Origin of the sequence: Helicobacter apodemus (genome assembly GCF_003097575.1) — a bacterium.
GTDB classification, from domain to species: domain Bacteria; phylum Campylobacterota; class Campylobacteria; order Campylobacterales; family Helicobacteraceae; genus Helicobacter_D; species Helicobacter_D apodemus.
This window is the reverse complement of sequence record NZ_CP021886.1, coordinates 1,172,815-1,199,448: the sequence shown is the minus strand read 5'-3', so window position 1 is coordinate 1,199,448 and position 26,634 is coordinate 1,172,815. Positions and strand designations below refer to the sequence as shown.

At 34.6% G+C, this 26,634-nt stretch carries 25 protein-coding genes and 2 pseudogenes; 14 read left to right on the top strand and 13 right to left on the bottom strand.

The window, feature by feature from the left end:
• Positions 1-126 precede the first annotated feature (126 nt).
• The 4 genes and pseudogenes from CDV25_RS05885 (at position 127) to lpxD (ending at position 4,581) form a co-directional block, all read left to right on the top strand.
• Entirely contained in the window at positions 127-1,344 is a 1,218-nt protein-coding gene (locus tag CDV25_RS05885) for an aminotransferase class V-fold PLP-dependent enzyme (RefSeq protein WP_108911840.1), read from the top strand.
• Between the two features lie 64 nt (positions 1,345-1,408).
• Positions 1,409-3,097 carry an acetolactate synthase large subunit gene (locus tag CDV25_RS05880; RefSeq protein ID WP_108911157.1) on the top strand — a complete coding sequence of 563 codons (1,689 nt, stop codon included), beginning with the start codon at positions 1,409-1,411 and terminating at the stop codon, positions 3,095-3,097.
• Positions 3,098-3,099: 2 nt separating this feature from the next.
• Positions 3,100-3,570 carry an acetolactate synthase small subunit gene (gene ilvN, locus CDV25_RS05875; protein WP_108911156.1) on the top strand — a complete coding sequence of 157 codons (471 nt, stop codon included), beginning with the start codon at positions 3,100-3,102 and terminating at the stop codon, positions 3,568-3,570.
• A 10-nt stretch (positions 3,571-3,580) separates the two neighbouring features.
• Positions 3,581-4,581, top strand: a pseudogene (gene lpxD / locus CDV25_RS05870) (UDP-3-O-(3-hydroxymyristoyl)glucosamine N-acyltransferase).
• A gap of 436 nt (positions 4,582-5,017) precedes the next feature.
• On the opposite strand, the gene CDV25_RS05865 reads toward lpxD, so the two are convergent.
• Genes CDV25_RS05865 through flhA form a run of 6 tightly spaced genes read right to left on the bottom strand, consistent with a single transcriptional unit; the run spans position 5,018 to position 11,248 of the window.
• Positions 5,018-5,986 carry a glycosyltransferase family 9 protein gene (locus tag CDV25_RS05865; RefSeq protein WP_108911155.1) on the bottom strand — a complete coding sequence of 323 codons (969 nt, stop codon included), beginning with the start codon at positions 5,984-5,986 and terminating at the stop codon, positions 5,018-5,020.
• On the bottom strand, positions 5,967-7,064 hold the full coding sequence (locus CDV25_RS05860) for a glycosyltransferase family 4 protein (RefSeq protein ID WP_108911154.1): 1,098 nt from the start codon (positions 7,062-7,064) through the stop codon (positions 5,967-5,969). Before CDV25_RS05860 ends, CDV25_RS05865 begins: the two co-directional genes overlap by 20 nt.
• Positions 7,054-7,704, bottom strand: coding sequence for a phosphoribosylglycinamide formyltransferase (gene purN / locus CDV25_RS05855; RefSeq protein ID WP_239056321.1), 651 nt, complete (start codon positions 7,702-7,704; stop codon positions 7,054-7,056). Before purN ends, CDV25_RS05860 begins: the two co-directional genes overlap by 11 nt.
• Position 7,705: 1 nt before the next feature.
• Positions 7,706-7,942, bottom strand: coding sequence for a hypothetical protein (locus tag CDV25_RS05850; RefSeq protein ID WP_108911152.1), 237 nt, complete (start codon positions 7,940-7,942; stop codon positions 7,706-7,708).
• On the bottom strand, positions 7,935-8,990 hold the full coding sequence (locus tag CDV25_RS05845) for a DHH family phosphoesterase (RefSeq protein ID WP_108911151.1): 1,056 nt from the start codon (positions 8,988-8,990) through the stop codon (positions 7,935-7,937). Before CDV25_RS05845 ends, CDV25_RS05850 begins: the two co-directional genes overlap by 8 nt.
• Positions 8,991-8,998: 8 nt before the next feature.
• Positions 8,999-11,248, bottom strand: a complete 2,250-nt coding sequence (flhA, locus tag CDV25_RS05840) for a flagellar biosynthesis protein FlhA (protein ID WP_108911150.1) — start codon at positions 11,246-11,248, stop codon at positions 8,999-9,001.
• A gap of 148 nt (positions 11,249-11,396) precedes the next feature.
• Between flhA and rpsO the strand changes: the two genes are divergently transcribed.
• A complete protein-coding gene (gene rpsO, locus CDV25_RS05835; protein ID WP_108911839.1) occupies positions 11,397-11,672 on the top strand; it encodes a 30S ribosomal protein S15 in 276 nt (91 codons plus the stop codon).
• 8 nt (positions 11,673-11,680) lie between these two features.
• Here rpsO and trpA read toward each other — a convergent pair whose 3' ends face one another.
• Positions 11,681-12,445: a tryptophan synthase subunit alpha gene (gene trpA, locus CDV25_RS05830; protein ID WP_108911149.1), complete on the bottom strand. Its 765-nt coding sequence runs from the start codon at positions 12,443-12,445 to the stop codon at positions 11,681-11,683.
• Positions 12,442-13,706 (bottom strand): annotated as a pseudogene (trpB, locus tag CDV25_RS05825) (tryptophan synthase subunit beta). Before trpB ends, trpA begins: the two are co-directional and overlap by 4 nt.
• Before the next feature lie 108 nt (positions 13,707-13,814).
• Here trpB and CDV25_RS05820 point away from each other — a divergent pair.
• The 9 genes from CDV25_RS05820 to CDV25_RS05780 all read left to right on the top strand — a co-directional run bounded on the left by CDV25_RS05820 (position 13,815) and on the right by CDV25_RS05780 (position 22,313).
• On the top strand, positions 13,815-15,320 hold the full coding sequence (locus CDV25_RS05820; RefSeq protein WP_108911148.1) for an anthranilate synthase component I family protein: 1,506 nt from the start codon (positions 13,815-13,817) through the stop codon (positions 15,318-15,320).
• Positions 15,317-16,933 carry a bifunctional anthranilate synthase component II/anthranilate phosphoribosyltransferase gene (locus tag CDV25_RS05815; protein WP_108911147.1) on the top strand — a complete coding sequence of 539 codons (1,617 nt, stop codon included), beginning with the start codon at positions 15,317-15,319 and terminating at the stop codon, positions 16,931-16,933. Before CDV25_RS05820 ends, CDV25_RS05815 begins: the two co-directional genes overlap by 4 nt.
• The gene (locus tag CDV25_RS05810; RefSeq protein ID WP_108911146.1) at positions 16,933-18,450 is read left to right on the top strand and encodes a bifunctional indole-3-glycerol phosphate synthase/phosphoribosylanthranilate isomerase; all 1,518 of its coding nucleotides are present in this window, start codon (positions 16,933-16,935) and stop codon (positions 18,448-18,450) included. Before CDV25_RS05815 ends, CDV25_RS05810 begins: the two co-directional genes overlap by 1 nt.
• 69 nt (positions 18,451-18,519) lie before the next feature.
• The gene (locus CDV25_RS05805) at positions 18,520-19,221 is read left to right on the top strand and encodes an MqnA/MqnD/SBP family protein (protein ID WP_108911145.1); all 702 of its coding nucleotides are present in this window, start codon (positions 18,520-18,522) and stop codon (positions 19,219-19,221) included.
• 109 nt (positions 19,222-19,330) lie between these two features.
• Entirely contained in the window at positions 19,331-19,744 is a 414-nt protein-coding gene (gene ndk / locus CDV25_RS05800; protein ID WP_108911144.1) for a nucleoside-diphosphate kinase, read from the top strand.
• Positions 19,710-20,114 carry a hypothetical protein gene (locus CDV25_RS05795; RefSeq protein ID WP_239056320.1) on the top strand — a complete coding sequence of 135 codons (405 nt, stop codon included), beginning with the start codon at positions 19,710-19,712 and terminating at the stop codon, positions 20,112-20,114. Before ndk ends, CDV25_RS05795 begins: the two co-directional genes overlap by 35 nt.
• A 14-nt stretch (positions 20,115-20,128) precedes the next feature.
• Positions 20,129-20,281, top strand: a complete 153-nt coding sequence (rpmF, locus tag CDV25_RS05790; protein WP_034554913.1) for a 50S ribosomal protein L32 — start codon at positions 20,129-20,131, stop codon at positions 20,279-20,281.
• A 19-nt stretch (positions 20,282-20,300) separates the two neighbouring features.
• The gene (plsX, locus tag CDV25_RS05785; protein WP_108911143.1) at positions 20,301-21,287 is read left to right on the top strand and encodes a phosphate acyltransferase PlsX; all 987 of its coding nucleotides are present in this window, start codon (positions 20,301-20,303) and stop codon (positions 21,285-21,287) included.
• A 21-nt stretch (positions 21,288-21,308) separates the two neighbouring features.
• On the top strand, positions 21,309-22,313 hold the full coding sequence (locus CDV25_RS05780; protein ID WP_108911837.1) for a beta-ketoacyl-ACP synthase III: 1,005 nt from the start codon (positions 21,309-21,311) through the stop codon (positions 22,311-22,313).
• Between the two features lie 394 nt (positions 22,314-22,707).
• Here CDV25_RS05780 and CDV25_RS05775 read toward each other — a convergent pair whose 3' ends face one another.
• From CDV25_RS05775 to CDV25_RS05755, 5 genes are read right to left on the bottom strand one after another with little or no spacing between them, the layout of a single operon-like run.
• The gene (locus CDV25_RS05775; protein WP_108911142.1) at positions 22,708-23,100 is read right to left on the bottom strand and encodes a type II secretion system protein; all 393 of its coding nucleotides are present in this window, start codon (positions 23,098-23,100) and stop codon (positions 22,708-22,710) included.
• Entirely contained in the window at positions 23,090-23,566 is a 477-nt protein-coding gene (locus CDV25_RS05770; protein ID WP_239056319.1) for a type II secretion system protein, read from the bottom strand. Before CDV25_RS05770 ends, CDV25_RS05775 begins: the two co-directional genes overlap by 11 nt.
• A gap of 9 nt (positions 23,567-23,575) precedes the next feature.
• Positions 23,576-24,226 (bottom strand): LutC/YkgG family protein, encoded by a 651-nt coding sequence (locus CDV25_RS05765; RefSeq protein ID WP_108911140.1) that lies wholly within the window; start codon positions 24,224-24,226, stop codon positions 23,576-23,578.
• Entirely contained in the window at positions 24,219-25,658 is a 1,440-nt protein-coding gene (locus CDV25_RS05760; protein ID WP_108911139.1) for a LutB/LldF family L-lactate oxidation iron-sulfur protein, read from the bottom strand. Before CDV25_RS05760 ends, CDV25_RS05765 begins: the two co-directional genes overlap by 8 nt.
• Positions 25,659-25,661: 3 nt before the next feature.
• Positions 25,662-26,387 carry a (Fe-S)-binding protein gene (locus CDV25_RS05755; RefSeq protein WP_108911138.1) on the bottom strand — a complete coding sequence of 242 codons (726 nt, stop codon included), beginning with the start codon at positions 26,385-26,387 and terminating at the stop codon, positions 25,662-25,664.
• Between the last annotated feature and the right edge of the window lie 247 nt (positions 26,388-26,634).

Here is a 26,634-nt window from a genome sequence, read left to right as displayed (position 1 = left end):
CTTTAAATTTAAGATTTTAGGAATTTGGTTGTGGAGAGAGGTTTTTTTAAATCTTTATTACCCACTTTTAAAGAGCAAGAACAAAAAGTGGAGATTTTAAAAAAGCAATGTATTTTAAAAGCAGGAATGTATTATTTTGATTGGACAGCTAGTGGATTAGCAGCATTTTGTGTGGAGAGCAGGATTCAAAATATTTTGCCTTTTTATGCTAATACGCATTCTGAAAGCTCCAAACATTCTGAAATAATGGGTAGGATTTATCAAAATGCTCGTGCAATTATTAGTAAATCTTTTAGCCTTGATGAGAGTTTTGCAGTAATCTCTTGTGGTTTTGGGTCAAGTGCTGCTATTAAGAAATTTCAAGAGATTATGGGGATATATATCCCTCCTAAGACTAAGCAAATCTTAGGGGATTCTTTAAAATCCTTAGAGTTACCTTTAGTAATTGTTGGTCCTTTTGAGCATCATAGTAACGAACTAAGCTTTAGAGAGGGGCTTTGTGAGGTAGTTAGGATTCCTCTTAATGAATATGGGTTGGTAGATTTAGAATCTTTAGAGTTAATATTAAAGCAAAATAGAGGGAGAAAAATTATCGCTTCTTTTGCTTTAGTTTCTAATGTGAGTGGGATTATCGCTCCTTTTGTAGAAATTTCTAATTTAGTGAGAAGCTATGGAGGGATTGTGTGCTATGATATGGCAAGCTCTTCAGCATATTTTGATATACCTTGTGATTTTTATGATGTTGCCTTTCTCTCTCCTCATAAGCTCTTAGGAGGAGTTGGCAGTAGTGGAGTATTAATCATCAAACGCGATTTAATCGATAAAACACTTTCCCCAACTTTTTGTGGTGGGGGTGTAGTAGGCTATGTTTCACGTAGTAGTGCTAGGTATTTTGCTAATGAGGAAGTTAGAGAGGAAGCTGGGACTCCAGGTATATTAGAGTTTATAAGGGGCGGATTAGCCTATTTGTTGCGGGATGAGATTGATAAACAATGGATTTTAGCGTATAAAGAAGAAATTGCTAGAATCTTTAAAGAATTTTTAGGGAATGAGAAGCATGTTATTGTCTATGGTAATTTAGATTATAACGCTTTAGGAATTTTTCCTTTTAATATTAGGAATAAATCCCCCTATGAAATGGCAGGAATTCTTTCAAGGGAATATGGTATTCTTGTGCGTGCTGGTTGCTCTTGTGCAGGTCCTTATGGACATGATTTATTGGGACTAAAAGATAATGAGACATTTTTACAAAAGCCCGGTTGGATTCGTGTGAGTTTGCACTATACGCATACGCCTAAAGATGTAGAATATTTATGCAATGCGTTAAAAAGACTTTGTGATTAGATATTTTAGGTTTGCTAAAGTGTTTTTAACATACAATCCAACAAAGACTTAATGAGGAGTTTTTATGCGTTTAAATGGTTCTGAAATGGTTATTCACGCTTTGAAAAATGAGGGGGTAAAAGTCATATTTGGTTACCCCGGCGGTGCTGCTTTAAATATCTATGATGAGTTGTATAAACAAGATTTTTTTGAGCATATCTTAACAAGGCATGAGCAAGCTGCTATTCACGCTGCTGATGGCTATGCAAGAGCAAGCGGGGAAGTGGGGGTTGCCATCGTTACTAGTGGTCCTGGAATTACCAATGCCATTACAGGTATTGCTACGGCGTATATGGATTCTATACCTTTAGTTATCATTAGCGGACAAGTCCCTACAAGCTTAATTGGGACAGATGCCTTTCAAGAAATTGACGCAGTGGGTATTTCGCGTCCTTGCACGAAACATAATTATCTTGTTAAAAGCATTGAAGAGCTTCCTAGAATCTTAAAAGAAGCCTTTTATATCGCAAGGAGTGGTCGTCCAGGTCCTGTTCATATTGATTTACCCAAAGATATTAGTGCCACAATTGGAAAATTTGATTATCCTAAAGAGATTACCTTGCAAACCTATAAACCCACTTATAAAGGGAATATAAGACAGATTAAAAAAATCGCACAAGTGATAAAAGAATCTAAAAAGCCTATTTTATATTTAGGTGGGGGCTGTATTGTTTCAAATGCTGCTAAATGTATAAAGGAATTTTGTGAATTGACACATATTCCAGTGGTTGAAACTTTAATGGCACTTGGCGTGTTACCTGCTAATCATCCTGACTTGTTAGGGATGGTTGGAATGCACGGAAGTTATTGTTCTAATATGGCAATGAGTGAGGCGGATTTAATCATTGCTTTAGGGGCTAGATTTGATGATAGGGTAACAGGAAAATTAAGTGAGTTTGCTAAGAATGCACAAATTATTCATATTGATATTGACCCAAGTAGCATTAGTAAAATTGTGAATGCTAATTACCCTATTGTAGGAGATGTTGGAAATGTTTTAGAGGAATTAATCCCGCTTTTAAAAGGTTATGAGAGTCAAAATATTGCTAATTGGAAAGAAACCTTAAAATGTTATGAAAAGTTGCATCCTCTAAGCTATGAAGATTCCCAAGAAGTCTTAAAACCTCAATGGGTAATACAAAAAATGGGGGAAATGTTAGGTGATAGTGCATTTATTACAACAGATGTTGGGCAGCATCAAATGTGGGCGGCACAATTTTATCCCTTTTGCTTTCCTAGACAATTTATAAGTAGTGGCGGTTTAGGGACTATGGGTTTTGGATTACCCGCTGCTATGGGGGTTAAAAAGGCTTTTAAAGACAAAATCTCTATTAATATCACCGGCGATGGCTCAATTTTGATGAATATTCAAGAAATGATAACTTGTTTTGTGGATAATATCCCAGTTGTGAATGTTATTTTAAATAATAGTTATTTAGGGATGGTTCGCCAATGGCAGAGCTTTTTTTATGATAAAAGGTTTGCCCATACTGATTTAAGCACGCAACCAGATTTTGTAAAACTTGCGGAATCTTTTGGCGGTGTAGGTTATGTTTGTGATACTAAAGAAGAATTTATTGAAGCTTTACAATTAGCCATTGATTCGAATAAACCTGCTTTATTAGATGTCCGCATTGATAAGCTAGAAAATGTATTGCCAATGGTGCCAACAGGTGGGGCTTTGTTTAATATGTTATTAGAGTATAAGGAGTAAGTATGGAGATTAAACGCATTATTACCGCCATTGTTTTAAATGAACATGGTGTATTATCTCGTATTAGTGGGCTTTTTGCCGGTAGAGGGTATAATATTGAATCCTTAACTGTCGCTCCTATTTTAGAAACTGAACTCTCGCGTATAACTATTGCTACCAAAGGGGATGAGAGGGTGCTAGAGCAGATTTTAAAACAACTCCATAAACTTATTCCTGTTTTGAAAGTTTTAGAAGATGAGCAAATTGTAGAGCAAGAATCCGTGCTTGTGAAATTTGACAAAAAAGAATTTTTAAGTGAATTAAGTGTGATTTTTAACTCTTATAATGGAAAGCTTGTTGAAGTGAATGATAAATATGCTATTTTTATGGCTTGTGATAATCACGAGAGGATTAATGGATTATTAAAAGCCATCCGTTCTTATAAGCCAAAAGATGTTGCAAGAAGTGGCATTTTAGCCATTGAATCGCATTAAAGTGTATTCTATGCAGTTAGATACACTCCTTAGTTTTTTGAAAGAAAAGAGAATTTTAGAGAGGGTGGTGCAAAATAGAAATGGAGAATGGGTAGAATATCATCTCTCTCAATCTTATGAAATACAAGCAATACAATCCCCAGAATTTGCTACTAAAGATGACCTTACCTTTTTAGAGAAAGAAAAATATGCTTCTTCTGTGCTTAGGACAAAAGCCTCCGCTGTAATGCTTCGTAGTAATGATTTAAAATATCTTCCTAAAGAAAGTCTTGGGGTTTTAACCCCTAATCCTTACCTTGCCTTTGCTTATTTAACGCAGTTTTTTGTTAAGCCTCTATTTGGAAGCTCTAAAGAACCTATTGTAGCAGAGGATGTGCAGATAGCACCAAATGCTGTAATTGGTAAAGGAAGCGTTATAGCAAAAGGGTGTGTGATAATGGCAGGAGTAGTGATTGGGGAGAATGTTAAAGTAGGTAAAGATTGTATTATCTATCCTAATGTTTGTATTTATAATGATTGTGAGATTGGAGATAATGTTAGGATTCACGCAAATTCTGTTATAGGAAGTGATGGTTTTGGTTATGCGCATACTCAAAATGGAGAGCATATTAAGATTTATCATAATGGTAAAGTTGTCTTAGAAGAGGAAGTAGAAATTGGTTCTAATACTTCCATTGATAGGGCAGTATTTGGTGAGACGCGGATTAAAAGGGGCGTAAAGATTGATAATCTTGTGCAAATTGGGCATAATTGTTGTATTGGAGAATATAGCATTATTGTCTCTCAAGCTGGTTTATCAGGTTCGACAACCACAGGACGCAATGTAGTATTAGGAGGGCAATCAGGAAGTGCAGGGCATTTGCATATTGGAGAATTTACCCAAATTGGGGCTAGGGAGCAATTTCTAAAAGTCTTCCTGCTTTTGGCAAGTTTTCTGGGCATCCACTTTTACCCTTACAAGATTGGTTGAAGTTACAAGTTTTTTTGAAAAAGATGATAAAAAAGCCTTGAAACGATTAATATTCATTCAATAATTTAGGTGTAGCACAATATCTTTGATAAACAAACTAGTGTAGAGATTTTGGCAAAGCTATGTTTATCCTAAAGTATAATTAATAAAAATAGTCCCACTTAAAGGATGGTTCGCTCTTGAACTTTTGTTTAAAATAACAATCACAAAAAGTCTCATTTCACAAAACTAAGCCCATCTAAGCCTTTGCTTTAAAGGAGTGTAGCCTAAAAAGAATAAATAAAAGTTTTATGAGCCTAAAAGACTTTTAAAGAGGCTTTAAAAGAATCTTAAAAGTAAAGATTATCTGGGTGGTGATTCAACCAAAAAACTTTGATTAAAAGGGCATTTTAATATTCTTGTAATACTTAATGAAATAAGGATTCTTAAAATTAGGGCTTAGTAAAGAAATTTTCAGTCTATGGATTTTGATGATTTTTAGTAAATGGAATCTTTTTGGAGCAGAGCAAAAACCTTTTCTATAATTATTTGGGGTTTTATATCTTTAGCATTTTTACTCTCACTTTGCAAACACCATTCAATCTTCCCCCAAGTTCCCCATCTAGCAATATTTACCTTATCAAAAATTGTAATTGCTTTAGCATTACACGCCCCAAAAATATGAGCCACCCCACCTTCAAAGGCAAGAGTTAGTAAAGCTCCTCTAGCAAGAGCTGCAACTTCATCAAGTGTTTTTGTGTTTTGGTATTGACAATTTTGTAATTTTGCTAATGCTTCACACCTAAACTTATCATCGCTATCTCCTATTACAACAACAAAAGGCAGAGCTTTGATAATTTCTTCTAAATATTCTAAGGGATAGGGATTATCTTTTAATCGTCTGCTTGAGATATGAAAAAGTATATAGGGGGGCATATTTCTATTGTTATAGCAATGGGGATACGCATAAATGGTCTTCTCTCCCCCATATTCCACGCCTAGCGGTGCTAAAATATCAAAACATACCATTACTTCGTGGTGGCTAGTAATGGGGGTTTCCACAAAATTTGGTATGCCTTTAATCCTTGAATCTTCTTTGCTACCTGCCCCATAGCAGATTTTCCCCCTTGCACATTTAGCAAATAGTGTAGAATATTTAGAGGGTGCTATGCGTAAGATGGCAACCACATCATAAGATTGTTTCAAAAGACAAAATAATATCCAACCTTTATGGAATAAGGCTTTTATTTTAGTATAAACTCCCTTTGTGTGTTTGGTTTTAGTGTAGATATAAATCTTATCCAAATAAGGATTGTGACCTCCCTCCCCGATAACAACAGGGGCATTAAGACTATTTACAATAATATCAATTTGTGCTTTGGGGTATTTTTTCTTTAAGGCTTCAAAACAAGGGGTGGAGCAGACTAAATCTCCGATATTATCATTCCTAATGAGTAAAATTTTCATTTAACACTTTCTCATATACTGCTAAAATTTGCTTTCCCATAACTTCAGAGGAGAATTTTTGTAGGATAAAATAGGGGTTGATTTCTATGCAATGGGGATTGTCTAGTAGTTCCTTTAGGGCTTGTGAAAATGTTTCTAAAGTTGGCTTAGGAATCAACAAAAAGTTCTTATTATGGTATAAATCCTTAATACTCCCAACATTACTAGCAATACTTGGAATCTCCATTAAAAGAGCTTGCATTAAGCTCTGTGGCACGCCCTCCTTTTCAGAAGTTAGCATAAAAATATCAAGCATTGCTAAAAACTCTGCTGGTTTTTCAATATACCCTAAAAGCTTAATATATGCCTCCGCATTCTCTCCCCCTTCCCCGCCTTTAATAAGTCCCTCTAAGTAGGGGAAACTATCTCCACTTCCACCAATAATAAAGTAAGTATGGGGATATTTTTTATGAATCTCTCTAGCCACTTGTATAAAAATATCCTGCCTTTTGGCATATCGCATAACCCCTAAATTTCCAATGATAATTTTATTTTTTGGGATTTTATAAGATTCTTTGAGCGTTTCTTTATCATAAAGGCTCTTTTGAAATGTCCTAACATCAATTCCTGTAGGAATGGAAGCTATTTTTTCTGGTTTTATATGATTATCCCTTATCATAGCTTCCCTAACGCTCTCGCCTGTGGTAATAATAAAATCTGCTAAATTATTAATGAAATTTAATCGTGAAGGGTGGATAGGCGTGGATAAATGCCTAGTGCGAATGAATTTCTTTCCGCTTCCAATGCTTGCTAAACCCCCACACCAAGTGTCAATTCCGCTATGGGTATTAAGAATATCATAATGTTTTAATAACCGCTTTAATTGCCAAATACTAAGAATATCTGTTTTTCTCCTAAAAGGAAGAGTGAAAGTTTCAAACCCTAAATTTTGAGATTTATTTAAAATCTCTGCATTCTCCCTGCAAGCTAATGCACATTCCACACCAAGATTCCGCATTACTTGCATTTCAAGGAGGATTCTAATCTCTTGTCCTCCATAACCATTACTCCACTCTGTGTGTAAAACCTTAATCCCCATAAAGCACCTTTAAAATCGCTAAAGGGTATAAAAAATGTTCTAAGTTATGAATCCTTTGTGTATAAGATTGCAAATTCTCTTGTTTGTGTTTGATTAACACTCCTTGTGCTATTAACTCTCCACTATCAAGCTCGTTGCTGACATAATGCACGCTAACACCCCCTAATTGCATAGGAGCATTAAAGCTCTCCTCTATGCCTCTAGCTCCTTTAAAAAGTGGCAGAAGTGAGGGGTGGATATTGATACAAGGGATAGATTCTACAAAATAGGGTGTTAGCACTCTCATAAATCCGGCTAAAACACATAAATCAATCCTAAAAGATTGTAAGATTTCTACTAAATCTTTATCAAAAGATTCCCTACTAGAATAAACCTTGCTTTCTAAAACTTGTGTAGGTATTCCCAAAGTTTTAGCCCTTTGTATTCCATAAGCATTACTTCTATTACTAAGAGCTAAAACAACTTCTATTTTAGGATAATCTTGGCACTCAATGTATTGCTTATCTATCCCACTAATTAATAAGCCCTCCTTTTGAATGAAAGCTCCTGCTTGTTTGAAGGCTTTTTGGTGGAGAGTTTTAATAATTATTTCTAAATTACTGCCATTTCCGCTAAAGAGTATAGCAATCTTTTTTGCCACTTTATTTTCCAAAAAATTCGGGTTTATTTTGCTTTAACTTTTGGATATTAGCTAAAATCTCTTTGACCCCATATTCTAAGCTTTCCTCATCTAAGTCCTCAATATAAGAATCTAAAGCATCTTGAAGTTTAGATTCTTTAACACCTGAGAGTATTAAGGCGACACATAGCATATCACTAAGCTGAATGGCAAGCTCTTCTATCTCTTCTTCTAATTCTTGAATGGTTTTTTTATTCATGCTGCTCTCCTAAAATATTTTGGATATTTTCATAAATATCCTCATATAAAAAACTCTCCTTAAATCCCTCTATTTTCCCTCCACTTGCATTAGCGTGTCCTCCACCATTGAAATATTTTTTAGCTAAAACACTCACATCACAAGCATTATTGGCTCTTAAACTAACATTTCCTTTAGGATTAACATCTAAGAAAAAATGGAATTGTGGATTTTGCTTTAAAAATAAATTGGCTAAAACAGAAATACTCCCGATACTATAACTTAAAAATCCTTGGTATTCCTCGCAAGTAATATGGCATTTATCGAGGTATTTTTTCAATAGCTCCACTTGGAAGTTTGAAGCTAAATTATCTAGGGTATCACTCATTAAACTACCTTTTAAAAACTTTTTCTTTAAGCTCAAGATTTCATTATCTAAGAGGATATGCCCCCTCTCTTGGTTTAAAAATTTTGAAGCTTCCCTAAGGAGTGCAAGTTTATAAGTCCTATCTTCATTTTCAAACATAAAACGATTAAGCTCTTTGCACTCTACAATCAAACGCATAGCAACTTTGCCAAATTCAAACCCATATCCTTCCTCTCTCCATAAGTCAATGCTATTTATCATTTCAACCATTGGCTCTAGCCATAGTCTTGTAGAATCTGGTAAAGAAAATCTAGCTAAAAAAGTCTCATAAACAATTTTTGTTGCACAATTTTTAGTATCTAAATAATACCATTCATATTTATTTGCACATTCTTGTCCACTTTTATGATGATCTAATAATTCAAGCTTGACTTTACCCCCTGTTAAATTTAGCTCTAAAATTGATTCTTTGAGGGATTGACATTCACTTAAGCTAAGGTTTAAATCACTAATAATAATCCACGCTTCCTCTGTAATATTAGCTTTAATATTTCTAAAGATTTGCTCTAACCTTGCTAAAACTTCCTTTCCATAGTTTGCATTATAAAAATATACATTAGTGTTCTTGCTAAAAAATTCATAACTCACTAACTGACAACCATAGCCATCTAAATCAATATGGGAGAGGTGGTGGATTTGCATATTTTTCCTTATAGGGAGAAGTCAATAGTCCCCAAAATTTCATATTTACTTTGATAATCAATTTCTGCGGTGCTTAGCACTACCATATTACGTGCAAAGCCATATTGTTCCATAAAGATTGCTAAAGGTTTCCTAAGCACCATAGGCACTCCCCCTACAATCATAGGCACAGCACCCATTGAAGCGGATTTTTGGTAAGACTCATTAAGGGCATCTAAAAAGTTTTGCGATTCTGTTGGGCTAAGTTTTAATCTCTGCCCCATTTTTTGGGGTTCTGGAAGTCGTTCTAATAAAAATTGCTCTAAAGTGGGGGATAATACAAAATAACGCAAGATTCCATCATCACTTTGAAAATTATGACTAATGAGCCGCTTTAAGCAAGCCCGCACATATTCTGTAAGGGTTGGTAAATCCGATTTATAAGCAGGAGCACCATCAGCAATAGCCTCTGCAATGCTTAACATATCTTTAATAGGGATTTGTTCGTGTAATAGCTCTTTTAAAATATGTTGAATAGTCCCTATTCCAACGCCTTTAATCTCCTCTGCTAAAATAGGATAATCTTTGCTTAATTTTTCTAATAAATTATGCACTTCTTGACGCGTTAATAATTCTTCTGCGTATTGTTTAATAAGCTCTTGGATATGGGTGCTAATCACAGTTGCACCATCAATAATGGTATAACCCTCTATAATAGCATCTTCTTTTTTGTCTTCATCAATCCAATAAGCATCAAGCCCAAAAACAGGCTCTTTAGTTGGCACACCATCTGGAATCTCACCCACAAAACCACTAGAGGCAATGGCGAGGAATTTATCAACCATAATCACTCCGCGTCCAACTTCAATTTCTTTAAGTAAAATCTGGTATTCATCAGGAGCTAAGTTTAAATCATCCCTTAAATGCACCATAGGCACTAAAATTCCATATTCTGTTGCCATTGTTTTGCGGATAGCACGAATTTTATTCACAAGTTCCCCGCCTTGTGCGGGGTCTGCAAATTTGATGAGTTGATAACCTAAACCAACGCGTAAAATCTTAACTTTTAGGGCTTTTTCAATCTCTGCTTCTTCTCTTTTTTTACGTTCTTCCTCACTTTCTTGCGGAGCTGGAGGCGGGGGCTGTTGATCTTGGGTTGCGTTTCTTTTTAAAGGTTTGTCTAAAGATGGTGAAGAATCTGTTTCTAGGGATTCTTGTTTTTTAAATTTTTGTAGCAAGGATTCAACATATCTCCAAACCTCCCCATCTTTTTGCTTGTTTAAAAGTAAAGCTAGAGATAAAAAAAGTATGCCTACAAAACCCAAAGAAATGGTAGGGAGTCCCGGAACAAGTGCAAAGAGTAATAAAATACTTCCAACAATCATTAAAGTTTTAGATTCATTAATGAGTTGGTCGATAATCCCCGAGGCAAAATTTTCTCCCTCTTTGCTGAAACGTGTTACAATAATACCTGTGGCGGTAGAAACAACAAGGGCTGGTATTTGTGAAACTAAACCATCTCCAATGGTTAAAATGGTAAAAGTCGCCGCAGAATCTGCAACAGACATATCTTTTTGAAAAACACCAATTAAAAATCCGCCAATGATATTAATAAGTGTAATAATAATCCCAGCAACCGCATCCCCCTTTACAAATTTATTAGCACCATCCATAGAACCATAAAAATCGGCTTCAGCAGCTAATTCATCGCGTCTAGCTTTAGCTTCCTCTTGCCCGATTAATCCCGTATTTAAATCCGCATCAATTGCCATTTGCTTCCCGGGCATCGCATCTAAAGTAAATCGAGCCTTTACTTCAGAAACCCTTGTAGAACCATTGGTAACAACCATAAAGTTAATAATTACTAAGATAATAAATAAAATAATCCCAATAACATAATTTCCACCAACAACAAATTGTCCAAAAGCTGTAATAATGCTACTTACTGCCTCTGTCCCTAAATGTCCATTACTTAAAATCATCCTTGTAGTGGCGATATTTAAGGATAATCTAAAAAGGGTAATGATTAAAAGCAAAGTTGGAAAAGCAGAAAAATCTGTAGGTTTTTTGACATATAAAGCAATTAAGATAATTAAAGCAGAAAGTGCAATAGAAGTTGCAAGAAAAAAATCTAATAATCCGCTAGGTAAGGGAACGATGATAATAGCTAAGATTGCAATAATAAAAAATACAACCGTTAAGTCTTTTGAACCTGTTAAATAAGATAAAAAAGGCGTGATTTTCGCTAAAATAGACTTTTCTGCATTTGTCTTTGCCAATTCTACTCCAAAAATTTACAAAATTAGTTTGTAATTCTAGTGAGTTTTAACCTATAAAATCATAAAATCAAGAAATAATTTTTAGTATTTTTCATAAAATCTATGTTAAAATACATCTTTTTAAAAATTACCAATCAGGAGGTCTATGATGGCTCAAGATTCGGCGAAAAAAAGAGAAATTACTTCTGCTTTTGCTAGAAATCCAAAAGATACAGGTTCTGTAGAAGTGCAAGTTGCACTTTTAAGTGATAGGATTAAAACACTCACTGAACATTTAAGGGTGAATAAAAAAGATCATTCTAGTCGTTTAGGATTAAGAAAAATTGTTTCACAAAGAAAAAGATTGCTTTCTTATCTTAAAAAAACAGATTTTACCCGTTATGCAAGTCTTATTGAAAAATTAGGTCTAAAAGATAGAGGATAATCCCCTCCTTAAGATCCTAGCAGAGTTTGTGTAAAACTCTGTAACTCTAAGAGAAAGTCTTTTGTTGAGTCTATTTGTGTAATATGTTTAACAAAGGCGCTCCCAACTACTACAATAGGGACAATCCCTCTAAGAGCTATAATCTGTTCTTTGCTCTGTATGCCAAATCCTAAGGCAATGGGTTTATTGCAATTATTTTTAACTTTATGAATATAGGCTAAAAGTTCAGGGGTGATTTGTGTGCAATCCCCTGTAATCCCATTTCTTGCTACTACATAAACAAAACTCCCGCTTTTTTGGGCGAGTTTTTTTATCCGTAAGGGAGGGGTATGAGGTGCAAGTAATGCAATGTTTTCTAATCCAAATTTCTTAGCTAAGGAAAAAAGATTTTCATCATTTTGTAAAGATAAATCTGGGACAATAAGTCCAAATACTCCAGATTCTTTGGCTCTTTTTAAAAAAGATTCTATCCCATAGGCAAAAAGAATATTTGCATAAGTCATAATTAAAAGTTTGGTTTTGCAATGATTTTCTAATAGTTTTGTATGTAGTGTTTGTAGTAGTGTAAAACCTAAATTCGTATTAAAACCAGATTTTAGAGATTCCTCACAAGCGTTTCTAATCACTTCTCCATCGGCATTAGGGTCAGAAAATGGAAACTGCACTTCTAGAAAACTTGCTCCCCCTAAAGCAATTCCAAGTGCTGCTTCTAAACTCTTTTGAAAATTAGGATACCCTGCAATAATATGTCCCATTAAGGTAACTTCTTTCATAACTCTCCTATCTCTGTAATTTCATTACTTAAAAAGTCTCTCCACCGCTCTTTTTGTAAAGCTTTAGCGGTAATAAAAATATCTTTATCGCCTCTTCCAGAGACATTAACAATAATCTTTTTAGAATCAACTTCTTTACAGATTTTTAAAACCCCAGCTAATGCGTGAGAGGATTCTAAAGCAGCAATAATGCCCTCATTTTTTGCAAAGAATTCTAAGGCATTTAAAGCTTCTTTATCATTTGCACTTTTAAATTCTAAGACCCCTATTTCTTTTAAATGAGCAAGTTGAGGACCAATCCCTGCATAATCAAGCCCAGCAGAGATAGAATAAGTCTCTAGTAAATTGCCATATGTATCGCTTAAAAAATAACTCTTATACCCTTGAACAATCCCTAAATGGGAATTTGTATTATCAATCCTTGTGGCATTCTCCCCTATACCTTGTCCTATTCCCCCGCTTCTATGCCAATTAAGCGGATATTATCCTTTAAATAGGGGGTAAAAAATCCTATTGCATTACTTCCTCCCCCTACACAAGCTATCATAATATCCGGATTTCCTTTGAAAAATTTTTGCGTTTGTGTTTTCACTTCTTTGCCAATAATGCTTTGCAAATCCCTTACAATATCTGGATAAGGATAGGGACCAAGAGCACTTCCAAGTACATAAAAAATATTTTTAGAATCTTTGCTCCATTCCCTTAAAGCTTCATTGACAGCGTCTTTTAAGGTTTCACTCCCGTTTTTTACGCTTATAACCTCTGCTCCTAGAAGCTCCATATTAAAAACATTAGGAAATTGCCGCTTAATATCTTTACTTCCCATAAAGATTCTACATTTTATCCCTAATTTCGCACAAGCCGCACTTACTGCTAATCCGTGTTGCCCTGCTCCTGTTTCTGCAATAATGTGATTTTTACCCATTTTTTTAGCGAGCAATACCTGTCCAATGGCATTATTAATCTTGTGTGCTCCAGTATTTGCTAAACCTTCAAATTTCAAATATATCTCATTATTTAAGATTTTACTGGCATTTTTAGCAAAGATTAAAGGCGTAGGTCGTCCTACAAATTCCTTTAACAAGCCCACAAAATCTTGTTGAAAGCTTTTTGTAGGAAGAATGTGCTTATAAGCTTCTTCTAGCTCTTTTAAAGCAGGGTATAAAATCTCTGCCACATATTGCCCACCAAAGGCGTGTGTTTTAGAATCTTCTAATCCAAAAAAACCCTTTTTTGAACGCAAAAAAATATTATCTTTCATTCTATTTAGCTTTCTTTTAAGTATGAAGTATTATATCTAAATCCAAAATTTTTTTAGCAAGAATCTATTGTATAATACGGCTAAATCATTTAGAGAGTTTATAAAAAAATGTTTAGTTTTTTATCCCCTAAAGAATTATCTTTGCAATCTCCTTTAGATGCTAATGATTTACAACCTGCCATAGCCTTTGAAAAGATTGAGAGCCACTCTTTTACTCCTTTAATGCTTTGCCAATCTCTTAATGCTCCGGTATTACTTGAATCAGCTTATTTAAAAACTGGAAAAGGACGTTTTTCTATTTTGGTTTTAAAAGAGGCTTTTAGGATTACCCAAGAAGGTAAAGCTTATTATTTAAGAAATGGCGAGCAAAAATATTCCCTAGAGCTTATTCCTATGCCTAAAAACCCAAATTTTTTAGATTATTTGAAGATTTTTAGAGATTTAACCCCACCTTTAGGTGAGGAATTTATGGATTTACCTATTCCTTTAGGGGGAGTTGGGTATTTGGGTTATGAATTTTTTGGGGATATTGAGGCTATTGCTTTTAATAAACCAAAGCTTTATGATTGTTATACAAATGCTTTCATCTTTGGGAGAGATTTTATAATTTTTGATCATTTTTATGAAACCCTCTTTATCTTTAGCGTAGCTTACGCCAAAGAGGTAAATCCCTATAACCCTAAACAAAGAATCCAAGAAATCTTACAATCTCTAAAACATTTATCCCAACAAGAATGCACTCAAGAGAATATCACTTCAGAGATAATCTCTGCTAATAAAGAAAATTATTACACTAAAATGGTTCAAACCCTAAAAGATGAAATTTACAAAGGCAATCTTTTGCAATGTGTGCCAAGCCAAAGTATGCAGATAAAAAGTAATCTTCCACCCTTACAAGCTTATAAAAATTTACGCACTACTAACCCAAGCCCTTATATGTATTTTTATAATTTTGGAGATTTTCAAATTATTGGAAATTCCCCTGAAGTATTGATTAAAGTTTCTACCCCTAAGGATTCTAATATTGCTAAACTCACTCTACGTCCTATCGCTGGGACGCGTCCTAGAGGCAAAACACAATTAGAGGACTTACAAGCAGAAGAAGAGTTAAGGAATGATCCTAAAGAAAATGCCGAACATCTTATGCTCCTAGATTTAGGGCGCAATGATATAGGAAAGGTTGCTATGGGTGGAAGTGTAAAAGTAACACAACAAAAAGTTATTGAAAAATACGCAAGGGTTATGCACCTAGTCTCTGAAGTGCAGGGGGATATGGATTTAAAAATCCATAATAAAATAGATGCTCTTTTTGCGGCTTTTCCTGCAGGGACTGTTAGTGGGGCACCAAAAATTCAAGCTATTAAAACCATAGAGGCATTAGAGGAGCACCAAAGGAATATTTATGCGGGAGCTATTGGGTATTTTACGCAAAATTGTGATATGGATTTTGCTATTGCTATCCGCACAGCCATCTATCAAAGCGGTATTTATTATCTACAGGCTGGAGGTGGGATTGTTTATGATTCAAACCCCACATTAGAATATATTGAAACACAAAATAAAATGCTCTCTTTAATTGAAGCTATTATTGGAAAAGAGGGAAATACACAATGATAGTCCTTATTGATAATTATGATTCCTTTACTTATAATATTTACCAAGCTTTTTATCAGTTTAACTACCCTATTAAAGTCTTGCGTAATGATAAAACTTCCATTGAGAAAATTATGGCTTTAAAACCAAAATTTATTGTTATAGGACCTGGACCAAAATCCCCAAAAGAAGCGGGAATTAGTGTTGAAATTGTAAAAAAGCTTAAAGGAATTTATCCCATTTTAGGGATTTGTTTAGGGCATCAAGTGATTTTAAGTGCCTTTGGTGTAGAGATTAAAAATGCTAGAAATATTGTGCATGGAAAAGTAGAACCGCTATTTCATAATAACAAAGGAATTTTTAGGCATATTAGTCCTAATACTCCTATTGTGCGATACCATTCACTAGTAGGTAAGAAAGAGGAGATTCCTGATTGCTTTTTAGTGAGTGCAATGAGTGAAGATGGTGAAGTTATGGCAGTAGAGCATAAGTATTATCATCTCGTAGGTTTGCAGTTTCATCCTGAATCTATTGGGAGCAAAGAGGGGATTAAAATGCTCTTAAATTTCTTGCATTATACAAGGGAAGAGATACCCATTAAAGCCTATCTTAAAAAAGCATTGACTCAAAGATCTCTAAATTTTCAAGAAAGCTACAACTTTATGGACGAGCTTACAGAGGGGAATCTCACAGAAGCACAAATTGGGAGCTTCCTAACAAGTTTAGAGATTAAGGGCGTGGATGAATATGAGTTAGCCGGTTTTGCTTCTGTGCTAAAAAAGAAAGCCATTGCCTTTGAAATGGATAAAACCTTACCTATTTATTTTGATATGGTTGGCACAGGAGGCAGTGCTGTAAAGACTTTTAATGTCTCTACAACTTCTAGTCTGCTTTTAGCAACTTTAGCTAAAAAGCAAGGTTTTGGAATTATTAAGCACGGCAATAAAGCTATTACTTCTAAGAGTGGCTCTGCAGATTTACTTGCTGCTTTAGGGGTTAATGTCAATATGGATATAGCTAATATTTATGCAATTTTTAGAGAAATCAATCTCACTTTTTTATTTGCCCAAAAATTCCATTCTGCTATGCGTTTTGCGGCTTCTGCTAGATCTTCTTTGGGCTTTAAAACCGCCTTTAATCTCATAGGTCCTCTAAGTAATCCAGCACCCATAACCCACCAACTCATTGGTGTTTTTGATAAAAGCTATACAGAGATTATGGCAAAAGCTTTAGCGATTTTAGGTATCAAAAAAGCCCTTATAGTTAGTGGCTTAGATGGCTATGATGAAATCTCTTTGTGTGCTCCCACACAAATTACTACCTTAAAAAATGGGGAGATTAAAACAACTATTTTTAATCCTATTGAAGTGGGCTTAGATTTTGTCAATCATTCTTTATTGGTAGGTGGGGATTCTTCAGAGAATTTACGCATTGCCTTAGATATTTTTGAAGCTAAACCCTCCCCAAAGTTAGATTTAGTCGCTTTGAATATGGGTGCTGCATTGTATGTATGTGAGCAAGTAGAATCGATTAAAGAAGGATATTTTTTAGCTAAAACTATTATCCAAAAGGGCGAAGTCTTTGAAATCATCCAAACCTTTAAAACACTTAGCCAACAATATATGGAGGATTAATGCCGCAATCAATACGAAGTAGGGTTACTATCCTTCAAGAAATTATAGAAGCAAAATCTAAATATCCCATAAGGGCTACAATAAGGAATATCCCTATTACTAAGCCCCCTTTTGAAAACTTCCCTTTTATTATCGCAGAAATTAAACGTTCCAGCCCATCCTTGGGTAATATTAACGATATTCCCTCACTCCAAAATCTTGCTAAAGACTATCTAGATGCGGGTGCTAATGCTATTTCTATTTTATGCGAAAAGGATTATTTTAAAGGGGATTTAGAGGATTTGCAGGAGGTAAAAACTGCCTATCCTAATGCTTGTGTTTTGCGCAAAGACTTTATTACCCAAATAGAGCAGATTCAAGAATCTTATGATTTTGGTGCGGATATGTTGCTTTTAATAACCGCTTTATTTGCGGAACAAGTCAATGGTTTTAATCAGCTTAAAAAACTCTATGAGCAAACCTTAGCACTTGGATTAACGCCTTTGCTTGAAGTGCATAACAAGGAAGAAATTGATTTTTTAAAGCCCCTTAAGCCTCTGCTTATTGGGATTAACTCCCGCAATTTGCATAACTTTAAGATTGATAAAATCGTTGCTTATAATCTGCTTTTTTATGCCAAAGAGCAACTCAATAGCCAAGTGCTCTTTGAATCTTCTATTAACTCGAGCTTTGATGGCTTTATCGTTGGTAATATAGGATTTGATGGTATCTTATGTGGGAGCTATTTAGTCAAAAGTTCTAATGCCTATGAGGCTTTAAATGCCTTAAAATGTTCTGTAAGTGTTGCTAGAAACTCTCCTAATGCCTTTTATCAAAATGTTTTTAGAATCCTGCAATCTCCTTTGGGATTCTTAAAAATATGCGGAATTACTACCAAGGAGGATGCGTTAATGTGTGCTAAGGCATTAGAGAGCCATTTGGGGGGCTTGTTGCCTTTTGATAAAATAGCCGCATTGGGTTTTATTTTTATCAAAGATTCACCACGTTTTGTTTTGGAATCTGTAATAAGAGAAATTTCACAATCCCTTAAAGACTATCCCAAAATCTTAAAAATTATCGTTATACAAGATGATAAAGAGTCTATGCAACAGGCCATAAAGCTCTATGAGGAGGGGATTATTGACGCATTACAATTACACGGGGTTTGTGGGGAGAGTTTTGGCGGAATTTCACTCAAAGCGGCTAATTTTCCCTTTTATGAAGTGTGGAATATAGAAAAACCATCAGACTTTAATGCCTCTATAAGTCCTTTTGTCCTATTTGATTCTAAGAGTATCTTAGGTGGGGGTAGTGGCGTAAGCATTGATAAGGAAGTATTACAATTTCTTAAAGCAAAAGTTGATAATTATCTTTGTGTAGCTGGTGGAGTAGGAATAGACAATATTCAACAATATAAAAATTTGGGGGCAAAAATGTTGGATGTTAATTCAAGTTTAGAATCTACCCCTGCTAAAAAAGATTCTAAAAAACTTCAAGCTTTTTTAGAAAAATTTACTTCTTTGATAATGCATTCTTAAGTAATGTATTATTTTGTAAAATGCTAGAATAACGCAGGAATTTTATTGTTTTTAAGGAAGTAGAAATTTATGCGTTTTGGAAAAATTGATTATTTAAATCTTTTGCCTTTTGAAGTTTTTATACGCTCTTACCCAACACCTTCTCATTTTAAATTATTTTATCAAAAGAAAAAATCTTATCCTGCTAAGCTTAATACAGAGTTTCTATTTGGTCGCCTTGATGCTGGGTTTGTTTCTTCTATTACTGCACTCTATAATAAAAAAAATAAAAGATTCTTAGCTTCTTCTATCGGAATTGTTGCAAAGAGTAAGGTTTTAAGTGTTATTTGTCTTAATACAGAAGAGGGAAATGATTACCAATCGGCAACCTCTAATGCACTTTTAAAGGTTTTAAAGCTTAAAGGACGCGTGCTAATTGGAGATAGGGCTTTAGTAGAAGCTTTGAAGAGAAAAAAAGAACAACAAGATTTTATCGATATGGCACAATGTTGGAGCGATAGGGAGCATTTACCTTTTGTGTTTGGTAGGCTTTGTGTAAGGGGGCATTATGGTTTTTTTATAAAAATGATCCAATCTTTTCAAAAAAAGTCTATTAGAATCCCTCATTATTGGCTTATGAAATATTCTTACAAAACAGGAGTGAGTAAGAAAGATATTTTAGAATATTTAAAACTTATTTCTTACAAAATTGATAAAAAGGCATATTATGGCGTGGAAAGGTTTTATAGAGAATTACGAATTTTAGGAATAAAATCCCCAAAAAGGTTCTAAAAACATTGCTAAGAAACTGTCCTTTAATATTAAATGCAGTTTTTTTTTGTATAATATTAGCCCTAAAAATATTTAGAAATCCCCAAGAAATTTGGGTATAGGAGTAAAAATGGAGCAGACATTATCCATTATCAAACCTGATGCGGTTAAGAAGAATGTTGTTGGAAAGATTATTGATAGGTTTGAAAGTAATGGCTTAAGAGTTGCTGCGATGAAAAAAGTGCAGCTTAGTCAATGTGATGCAAAAGAATTTTATGCCGTGCATAAGGAGCGTCCCTTTTTCACAGATTTGGTAGATTTTATGGTAAGTGGTCCTGTAGTTATTATCGTGTTAGAGGGGCTAAATGCTATTGCAAAAAATCGTGAGCTTATGGGTGCTACAGATCCAAAAGAAGCAGCAGCTGGGACAATTAGGGCAGATTTTGCTGATAGTATTGATGCTAATGCTGTTCATGGTAGTGATAGTTTAGAAAATGCTAAGAGAGAAATTGCATTTTTCTTTGCTGACAGAGAAATTTATTGATTATAGAATGTCTAAAATACCTTTTAGTAAAGTTTTTCAAGTTTGTAAAAATGGAGAAAAACTACCCTTTAGGGTTGAGCTTGAAGGCGTAGTGCTAGAGGGCTTTTTATCACTTAAGAATGCTTTGGGATTGGTTAGATTAGAGGCACTCTTAAAAGGGCAAACGCCTTTGGTTTGTGATTTAAGCGGAGAAACCTATTTTCAAAACTTAAATGAAGTATTAGATTTTTATTTGAGTGATGGAGTGATTAGTTTAGAAAGTGGAAATTTTAGCGATATTGTTGAATGTGAAAGTGGAATGATTGATTTAGAAGAGATTCTAAGAAGCGAATTAGAAATGATTCGTTGTGATTATCATATTAAAAATTAAATAAGGAGTGTAAAATGGCAGTTCCAAAAAGACGAGTAAGTAAGACAAGAGCGGCAAAAAGAAGGACGCATTATAAAGTTGCTTTAGCAACCCCTATAAAGGATAAGGATGGAAGTTGGAGAATGCCTCATCGTATTAATAAATTCACTGGAATTTATAAAAGTTAATGGCTTGGATTGAATCTCTATGAGAATCGCTATTGATGCAATGGGCGGTGATTTTGGTTCTTTACCGCTTGTAGAAGGTGGTTTATTAGCATTAAAAAAATCTAATTTTACCTTAGTGCTTGTGGGGGATAAAAATATCCTTTCTCCCCTTATCCCTTCTAAGCTTAGTAGTAAAATCGAAATTGTCCATTGTGATGATGTTATTACAATGGAGGAGGGTGCCACTTCTGCTTTGAAGCGGAAAGATAGCTCTATTTATGTAGCTATTGAAATGCTAAAGGATAGAAAAGTCGATGCCGTTGTCTCTGCAGGACATAGTGGTGCTACAATGAGTCTTGCTACGCTTAAGATTGGTCGTTTAAAGGGTGTATCGCGTCCTGCTATTTGCACCTTGATGCCTCGTATTGATGGGAAAAGAAGTTTGGTTGTCGATGCGGGGGCTAATGTAGATTGTAAGCCAGAAAATCTTTTTGAATTTGCGGTTATGGGCTATGAGTATGCAACTGCTATTTTAAAGTATCCACAAGCAAGAATAGGGCTTTTAGCTAATGGTGAGGAAGAATGTAAAGGGAATGAAATCACAAAAACCGCCTTTGACTTTCTTAAAAATCATCCTAATTTTGTCGGAAATGTAGAAGGCAATAATATTTTTGATTCTTCTGTGGAGGTAATTGTTTGCGATGGTTTTACCGGAAATGTTGCCTTAAAGGCGAGTGAGGGTGTTGCGGATTCTATTATTTATCTGCTTAAGCATTACATTAAATCTTCACCTATGGGTATATTTGGCGCACTTTTTATGAAAAATGTTTTTAAGAAGCTTAAAAAGCAAATTGATTATGCAGAATATGGAGGTGCTCCGCTTTTAGGCGTTGATGGTAATGTGATTATTTGTCATGGTAAAAGTAACGCTAAAGCAATGAAGAATGCCATTTTTCAAGCTATTGCTACGATTGAAAATAATATTAATGATAGAATCTTACAAGCGCTGCATCAGTATAAAATTTAATCAATTAAGGGAATTATGGAGATGGAAAAACCAATTTATGCTTCTTTAAAATCTATTGGTGCTTATGCTCCAGAAAATATTGTAACCAATTATGATTTAGAAAAAATAGTGGATACAAGTGATGAATGGATTGTGAAACGTACCGGTATTAAAGAGCGTAGATTCGCAGAGGCTAATGAGGCTACAAGCGACCTTGCGACAAAGGCAGCAAAGATTGCATTAAAGAGAGCAAAAATAACCCCCAAAGAAGTTGATATGGTAATTGTAGCGACTATCTCTCCAGATTTTTTTTGTATGCCTTCCACCGCCTGTATCGTTGCTAATAAGCTTGGGATTGTAGGAAAACCAGCTTTTGATATTTCTGCAGCTTGTAGTGGGTTTGTTTATCTACTCTCTTTAGCTAATGCTTTTATTCTCTCAAAAATGTATAAAAATATCCTTATCATAGGGGCGGAAAAAATTTCAAGCATTTTAGATATGCAAGATAGGAATACTTGTGTGCTTTTTGGGGATGGTGCTGGGGCTGCATTAATTGGCGTTACTAGTGAGAGGAGAAAAAGTATTGTAGATGTCCAAGTTTCTTCTAATGGGGAGTATCAAGATTTTTTGATAACCCCAGGTTGTGGGAGTAGGTATCCAGCAAGTCAAGAAGTGTTAGAGCAAAGATTGCAATTTCTTAAAATGAAGGGTAATGAAACTTTTAAAGTCGCAGTAAAAACGCTTAGTAGTGATGTTGTTGAGATTTTAGAGAAAAATCATTTAAGCATTGATGATATTGATTTTTTTGTTCCTCATCAGGCAAATCAACGCATTATTTCTGCTGTGGGCGATGCGTTAAATATAGATTCACAAAAGGTGGTGCTTACGGTGCAAAAATATGGCAATACTTCAGCGGCTTCTATACCTATGGCTATTAATGAATTCTATGAAGAAGGTAGAATCAAAAAGGGTTCAAAGCTGCTTTTAGATGCTTTTGGTGGGGGTTTAACTTGGGGTTCTGCTATCCTTACTTTCAATGGGGAGTGAGAAGTTTTGCTTAAAAAACTATGAATCTTCTTAGACTTTCTTTCTTAATTGTCGCCTTGTATTAACCAAATAAAAAGTTGTAATAAAAGTGAAAGCTATAAGTTTAATACTTTTACAAAGATTCTACTAAACACTAAACAGATAGTGTTGCATTTAAAATTGAAATTGTTAAGGGGGAGATAATGAAAAAAAGATGACTTGAATCTAAAAGTGTTTGAGGCTAGTAAGGGAGGTAAAATTGATGATAATATTGAGATTAAAGATAGTAAAAATATTGTTAAAAAGGGATTACGCTATTTTTAAGCAGATTTTTAAGTATTTCATTTCCTAAAACTTTGTATTTGCCTGCATAGTAACTTTTGTAGAGGTTAAATATCAAGGTGATTAGGAAGTTTTAAAAAACATCACATAAAGATTCATCGTTGTGGAGTTTATCACTTTTGGTAGGTTGGCATTCTAAGATACCATTTTTTAGGATAAAGGATATTTTTTTATTGCCATTAATAGCTATAAATCCATTTTTTTGTGTTTGGAAAGAGCAATTACTAGGTTTTAAATCTAAATGTGTATAGAGTTCCATTAAGTCGATATTTGGGTTGTTTGTTTGGTTGATTTGTTTTTTAAGTGCAATTTTGAAATTAAAAATTTGCATCTGAAGTTTTGTTATACAAGAACTTTGTTGGTAATTGGCAAATTTTGGTAAGGCAAAAGAAAACAAAACCCCCATAATTAACAAAGCTAAAATAACTTCTAAAAGGCTAAAAGCCTTTTTGGAGTTAAAAAACAATGGAACTACTTAGGAGAGGTATAATAAGTGGGGTGTTAGTGGTTAAATGTAATTCAAAAACGAGTTTTTCACAAAGATCTCCTTTTTGGTTAGCAACAATAGGCGTAGAAATTTCTAAAAATTTTACAGATTGTGGAGTGGTTGCCTGTGTGCCATTTTCATCATTTAATAATCTTGCACTGATGCAAGGAGTAGCATTGTTATTAAGTTTGGTAGAGATTTTATAGTCCCCAATATCCCAATTAGAGGGGCTTAAAGTAATAGCCGTATTAAAAGTTCCTTGCCCTTGGGATAAGAAAAAAGCTGGAAAAGAGCTTTTTAATGTATTAATATCACTTTTGAGGGCAACGAGTTTTGCATCCTCCCTGCTTGCAGAGATTTTAGGGATTGCAACAGCAGCTAATATCCCTAAAATTACTAAGATAAAGATTAATTCTAGCATTGTAAAGGCTTTTTTACTTTTCAAAGGAATTCCTTAATAGAGTAAAACATAAGTTACGCGTGAGCCGTGAACTCCAAAAACGGTTTGGAGTTCAATATCAGCAGTTCTTGAAGGACCTGCTACAAAAATGATATTAGAAGGTAATATCTCCCCACCACTTCGGTTTTTTTCGTAAGTTTTAATGGCGATTGTAGCTTCATAGAGATTTTCAACAATACTATTTTTTTCTAAAAGATAAATGCAAGTGTTGGTAATGAGTGAAGATAGACGCGGAGCGTTGGTATTGGAGCTAAGCCCAATAATCCCTAGATTGGCTACAGCACAACGTGCCTTAACAATAGAAGTATCAATCCCAAAACATTGCTCACGCATAGTATCAATACTCTTTGTGTAAGGGATTAGCCTAAAATCTGATTGGAGGTTTTCTAAAGGCAGCTTAATATCTGTATTATACAGCACTTCTTTAGCTTTAATTTCTTTTAAGGTATCTTGCAATGTTGTAAGGAGTGTATCTAAGGTGCATTCTTTAATGATGGCTTTATTATTAGTTTGGTTGATTTTATATTCTTCGATGAGATTAGATTGCGTGATTTTCATAGGGCTTTGGTAGGATATGGGTGTGTAATTAATAGTATTTTGTTGCAAAGAAACTCTAATGTTTTTGAGAATAGCTTCTTTACTCATAAATTACTCCTTGCATTTGGGATACTTTTTTGTGAAGATTCCCATTTATTGCTGGAAACTCCCTATAGGTAACCCACTGCTTTAATAAGGGTAGGATAGGAGAGATGGGTTTGCTAAGTGGGGCTAAGAGATTGGAGAGATAGAGCATAAGACGCCATTGTTTTGGGCTTGTTGCTAGATTAGAAAAACTTTGCATGGCTTTTATTTCAGCAGGATTTTTTGTCTCCTCTGTAATTCCTATCACATTTTTTCTACCTTGTCCCACTCTCTCACTTCGTAAATCTCTAATAAGCTCTGCTAAGGGTATTTTTACAGGACATACTTCAGAACATCTCCCACAAAGTGAGCATAAATCAAGCATAGGACTAAATTTGTTTAACCCAAAGAGTTGAGGAGAAATAACCTTACCAATAGGACCAGGATAAGGGCTAAGATAAGCGTGTCCGCCGATTTTATCATAAATAGGGCAGTGATTAAGGCATGTCCCACAGCGGATACAGCTAAGGGATTGGTAATAATGAGAATCTTTTAGCATATTAGAGCGGTTATTATCTAAAAGTATAATATGCACTTCTTTAGGACCATCTAACTCATCCTCTTTTCTAGGGGAGGAAATGATATTGTTATAGCAAGTAACAGGAGCTCCTGTAGCAGATGGTATTAAAAGAGCGTTTAAAATAGAGGCTTCTTCAAAGCTTTCAATAACCTTTTCAATACCACAAAATGCGATATGTATGTCACAAGCGGTTGTACTCATCCTGCCATTACCCTCATTTTCTAGTAACCATATCGCACCTTCATTGGCAATAGCGAAATTGACCCCGCTTAAACCTATTTTAAATTCTTGAAATTCTTTGCGTAAATGAATCCTTGCAATTTCATTAAGTTTCTCTGGTTCTGTTTCTAAAGGAGCATTGAGCTTATCACGAAAAATCTCACCGATTTGATGGCGATTTTTATGAATGGCGGGAACTACGATATGCACGGGTGGTTCATCAATAAGCTGAATGATAAGCTCTCCTAAATCGGTTTCAATAGGCTCTAATCCTTTTTGTTTTAAGAAAGCATTAAGATGCGTTTCTTCACTTGCCATAGATTTGCCCTTCAAGATTTTATTGACACTATTTTGTTGCATAAGCTCATAAACAATTTCATTAGCTTCTTGGGGTGTGCTAGCCCAATGCACTTTTAAACCATTTTGGGTGGCATTTTTTTCAAAGGTTTCTAGCAAAGAATCAAGTTTGCTTAGATTCTTATTTTTGAGTTGTTTTGCCTTTTCTCTTAGGGATTCCCAATCTATAAAACGATTAGCAATAAGATTTTTGCGGTTGGTTTTAAGCGTATCCATACCATTTAAGAGATTATTGCGTAATTGTGCGTCTTTAAGCTTGCTTTGGATAATGCTATGGTATTGCTCTTTGGTGGTTTCCATACCCTATGCTCCTATTCTTTGGGCTAAGAAATCATAAAGGTGCATAGTTTTTATATTGACTCCTTGTTTTTTCATTGCTCCACTAATGTTTAATAAACAGCCAGAATCCGCACTTAAGAGATATTCTACCTTACGCGATTGTATGTCTTGTATTTTTTGGCTTACCATAGCATAGGATATTTCTGGTTCTTTAATGCTAAAAGTTCCTCCAAAACCGCAACATTCTTCTTCTCTTTCTAGCTCGATAAGTTCGACATTTTTTAAGCTTTTGATAAGAGATTTTGCAGAAGCAATACATTTAGTTACCCTTAGGGCGTGGCAATTGCTGTGCCAAGTTACTTTAGTGGGGCTTCCTTTATCCTCATAGCACACTTTAAGCTCTTTTTCTAAAAATTCGCTAAGTTCAAATACTCTTTGGCTAAAGTCTTTTGCTTGTGATTGATAAGGAGTATTTTTAAAAAGCTCTTGATAATCTACTCTCATCATACCCGCACAAGAACCACTAGGGACGATAATGGGTTCCTCTCCTTTAAAAAGATTCATTATATAAAGAGCAATTTTTTTACTCTCTTCAAAATAGCCAGAATTATAGCTTGGTTGCCCACAGCAAGTTTGGTCTTTTTTAAAAATAACTTCTACCCCTTCTTTTTGCAGTAATTTAATACTATTAATGCAGGTATCTGCAAACGCAACTGCTCCAATACAGGTCGAGAAAAAGAAAACACGCATTTAAACTCCTTGTGTTATTTCAAGGTTAATCTGAAGAAATTGTATCTGTGAAATTTATCACAAAAAACTATATTTTTCATTAAAGTTTAGAATAAAAGCAATTAAGGTAAGGATTGTCTGCAAAAATTTGTAACATATTTAGAAGTGTGAAGGAATAGTTTTTTAAGAAAAGATGTAGAGGTAGTAAAAATTTAAGAATCAATTTTTTATAATGATTGCTTATTTTATTTTTGTTGAATGTATGAAT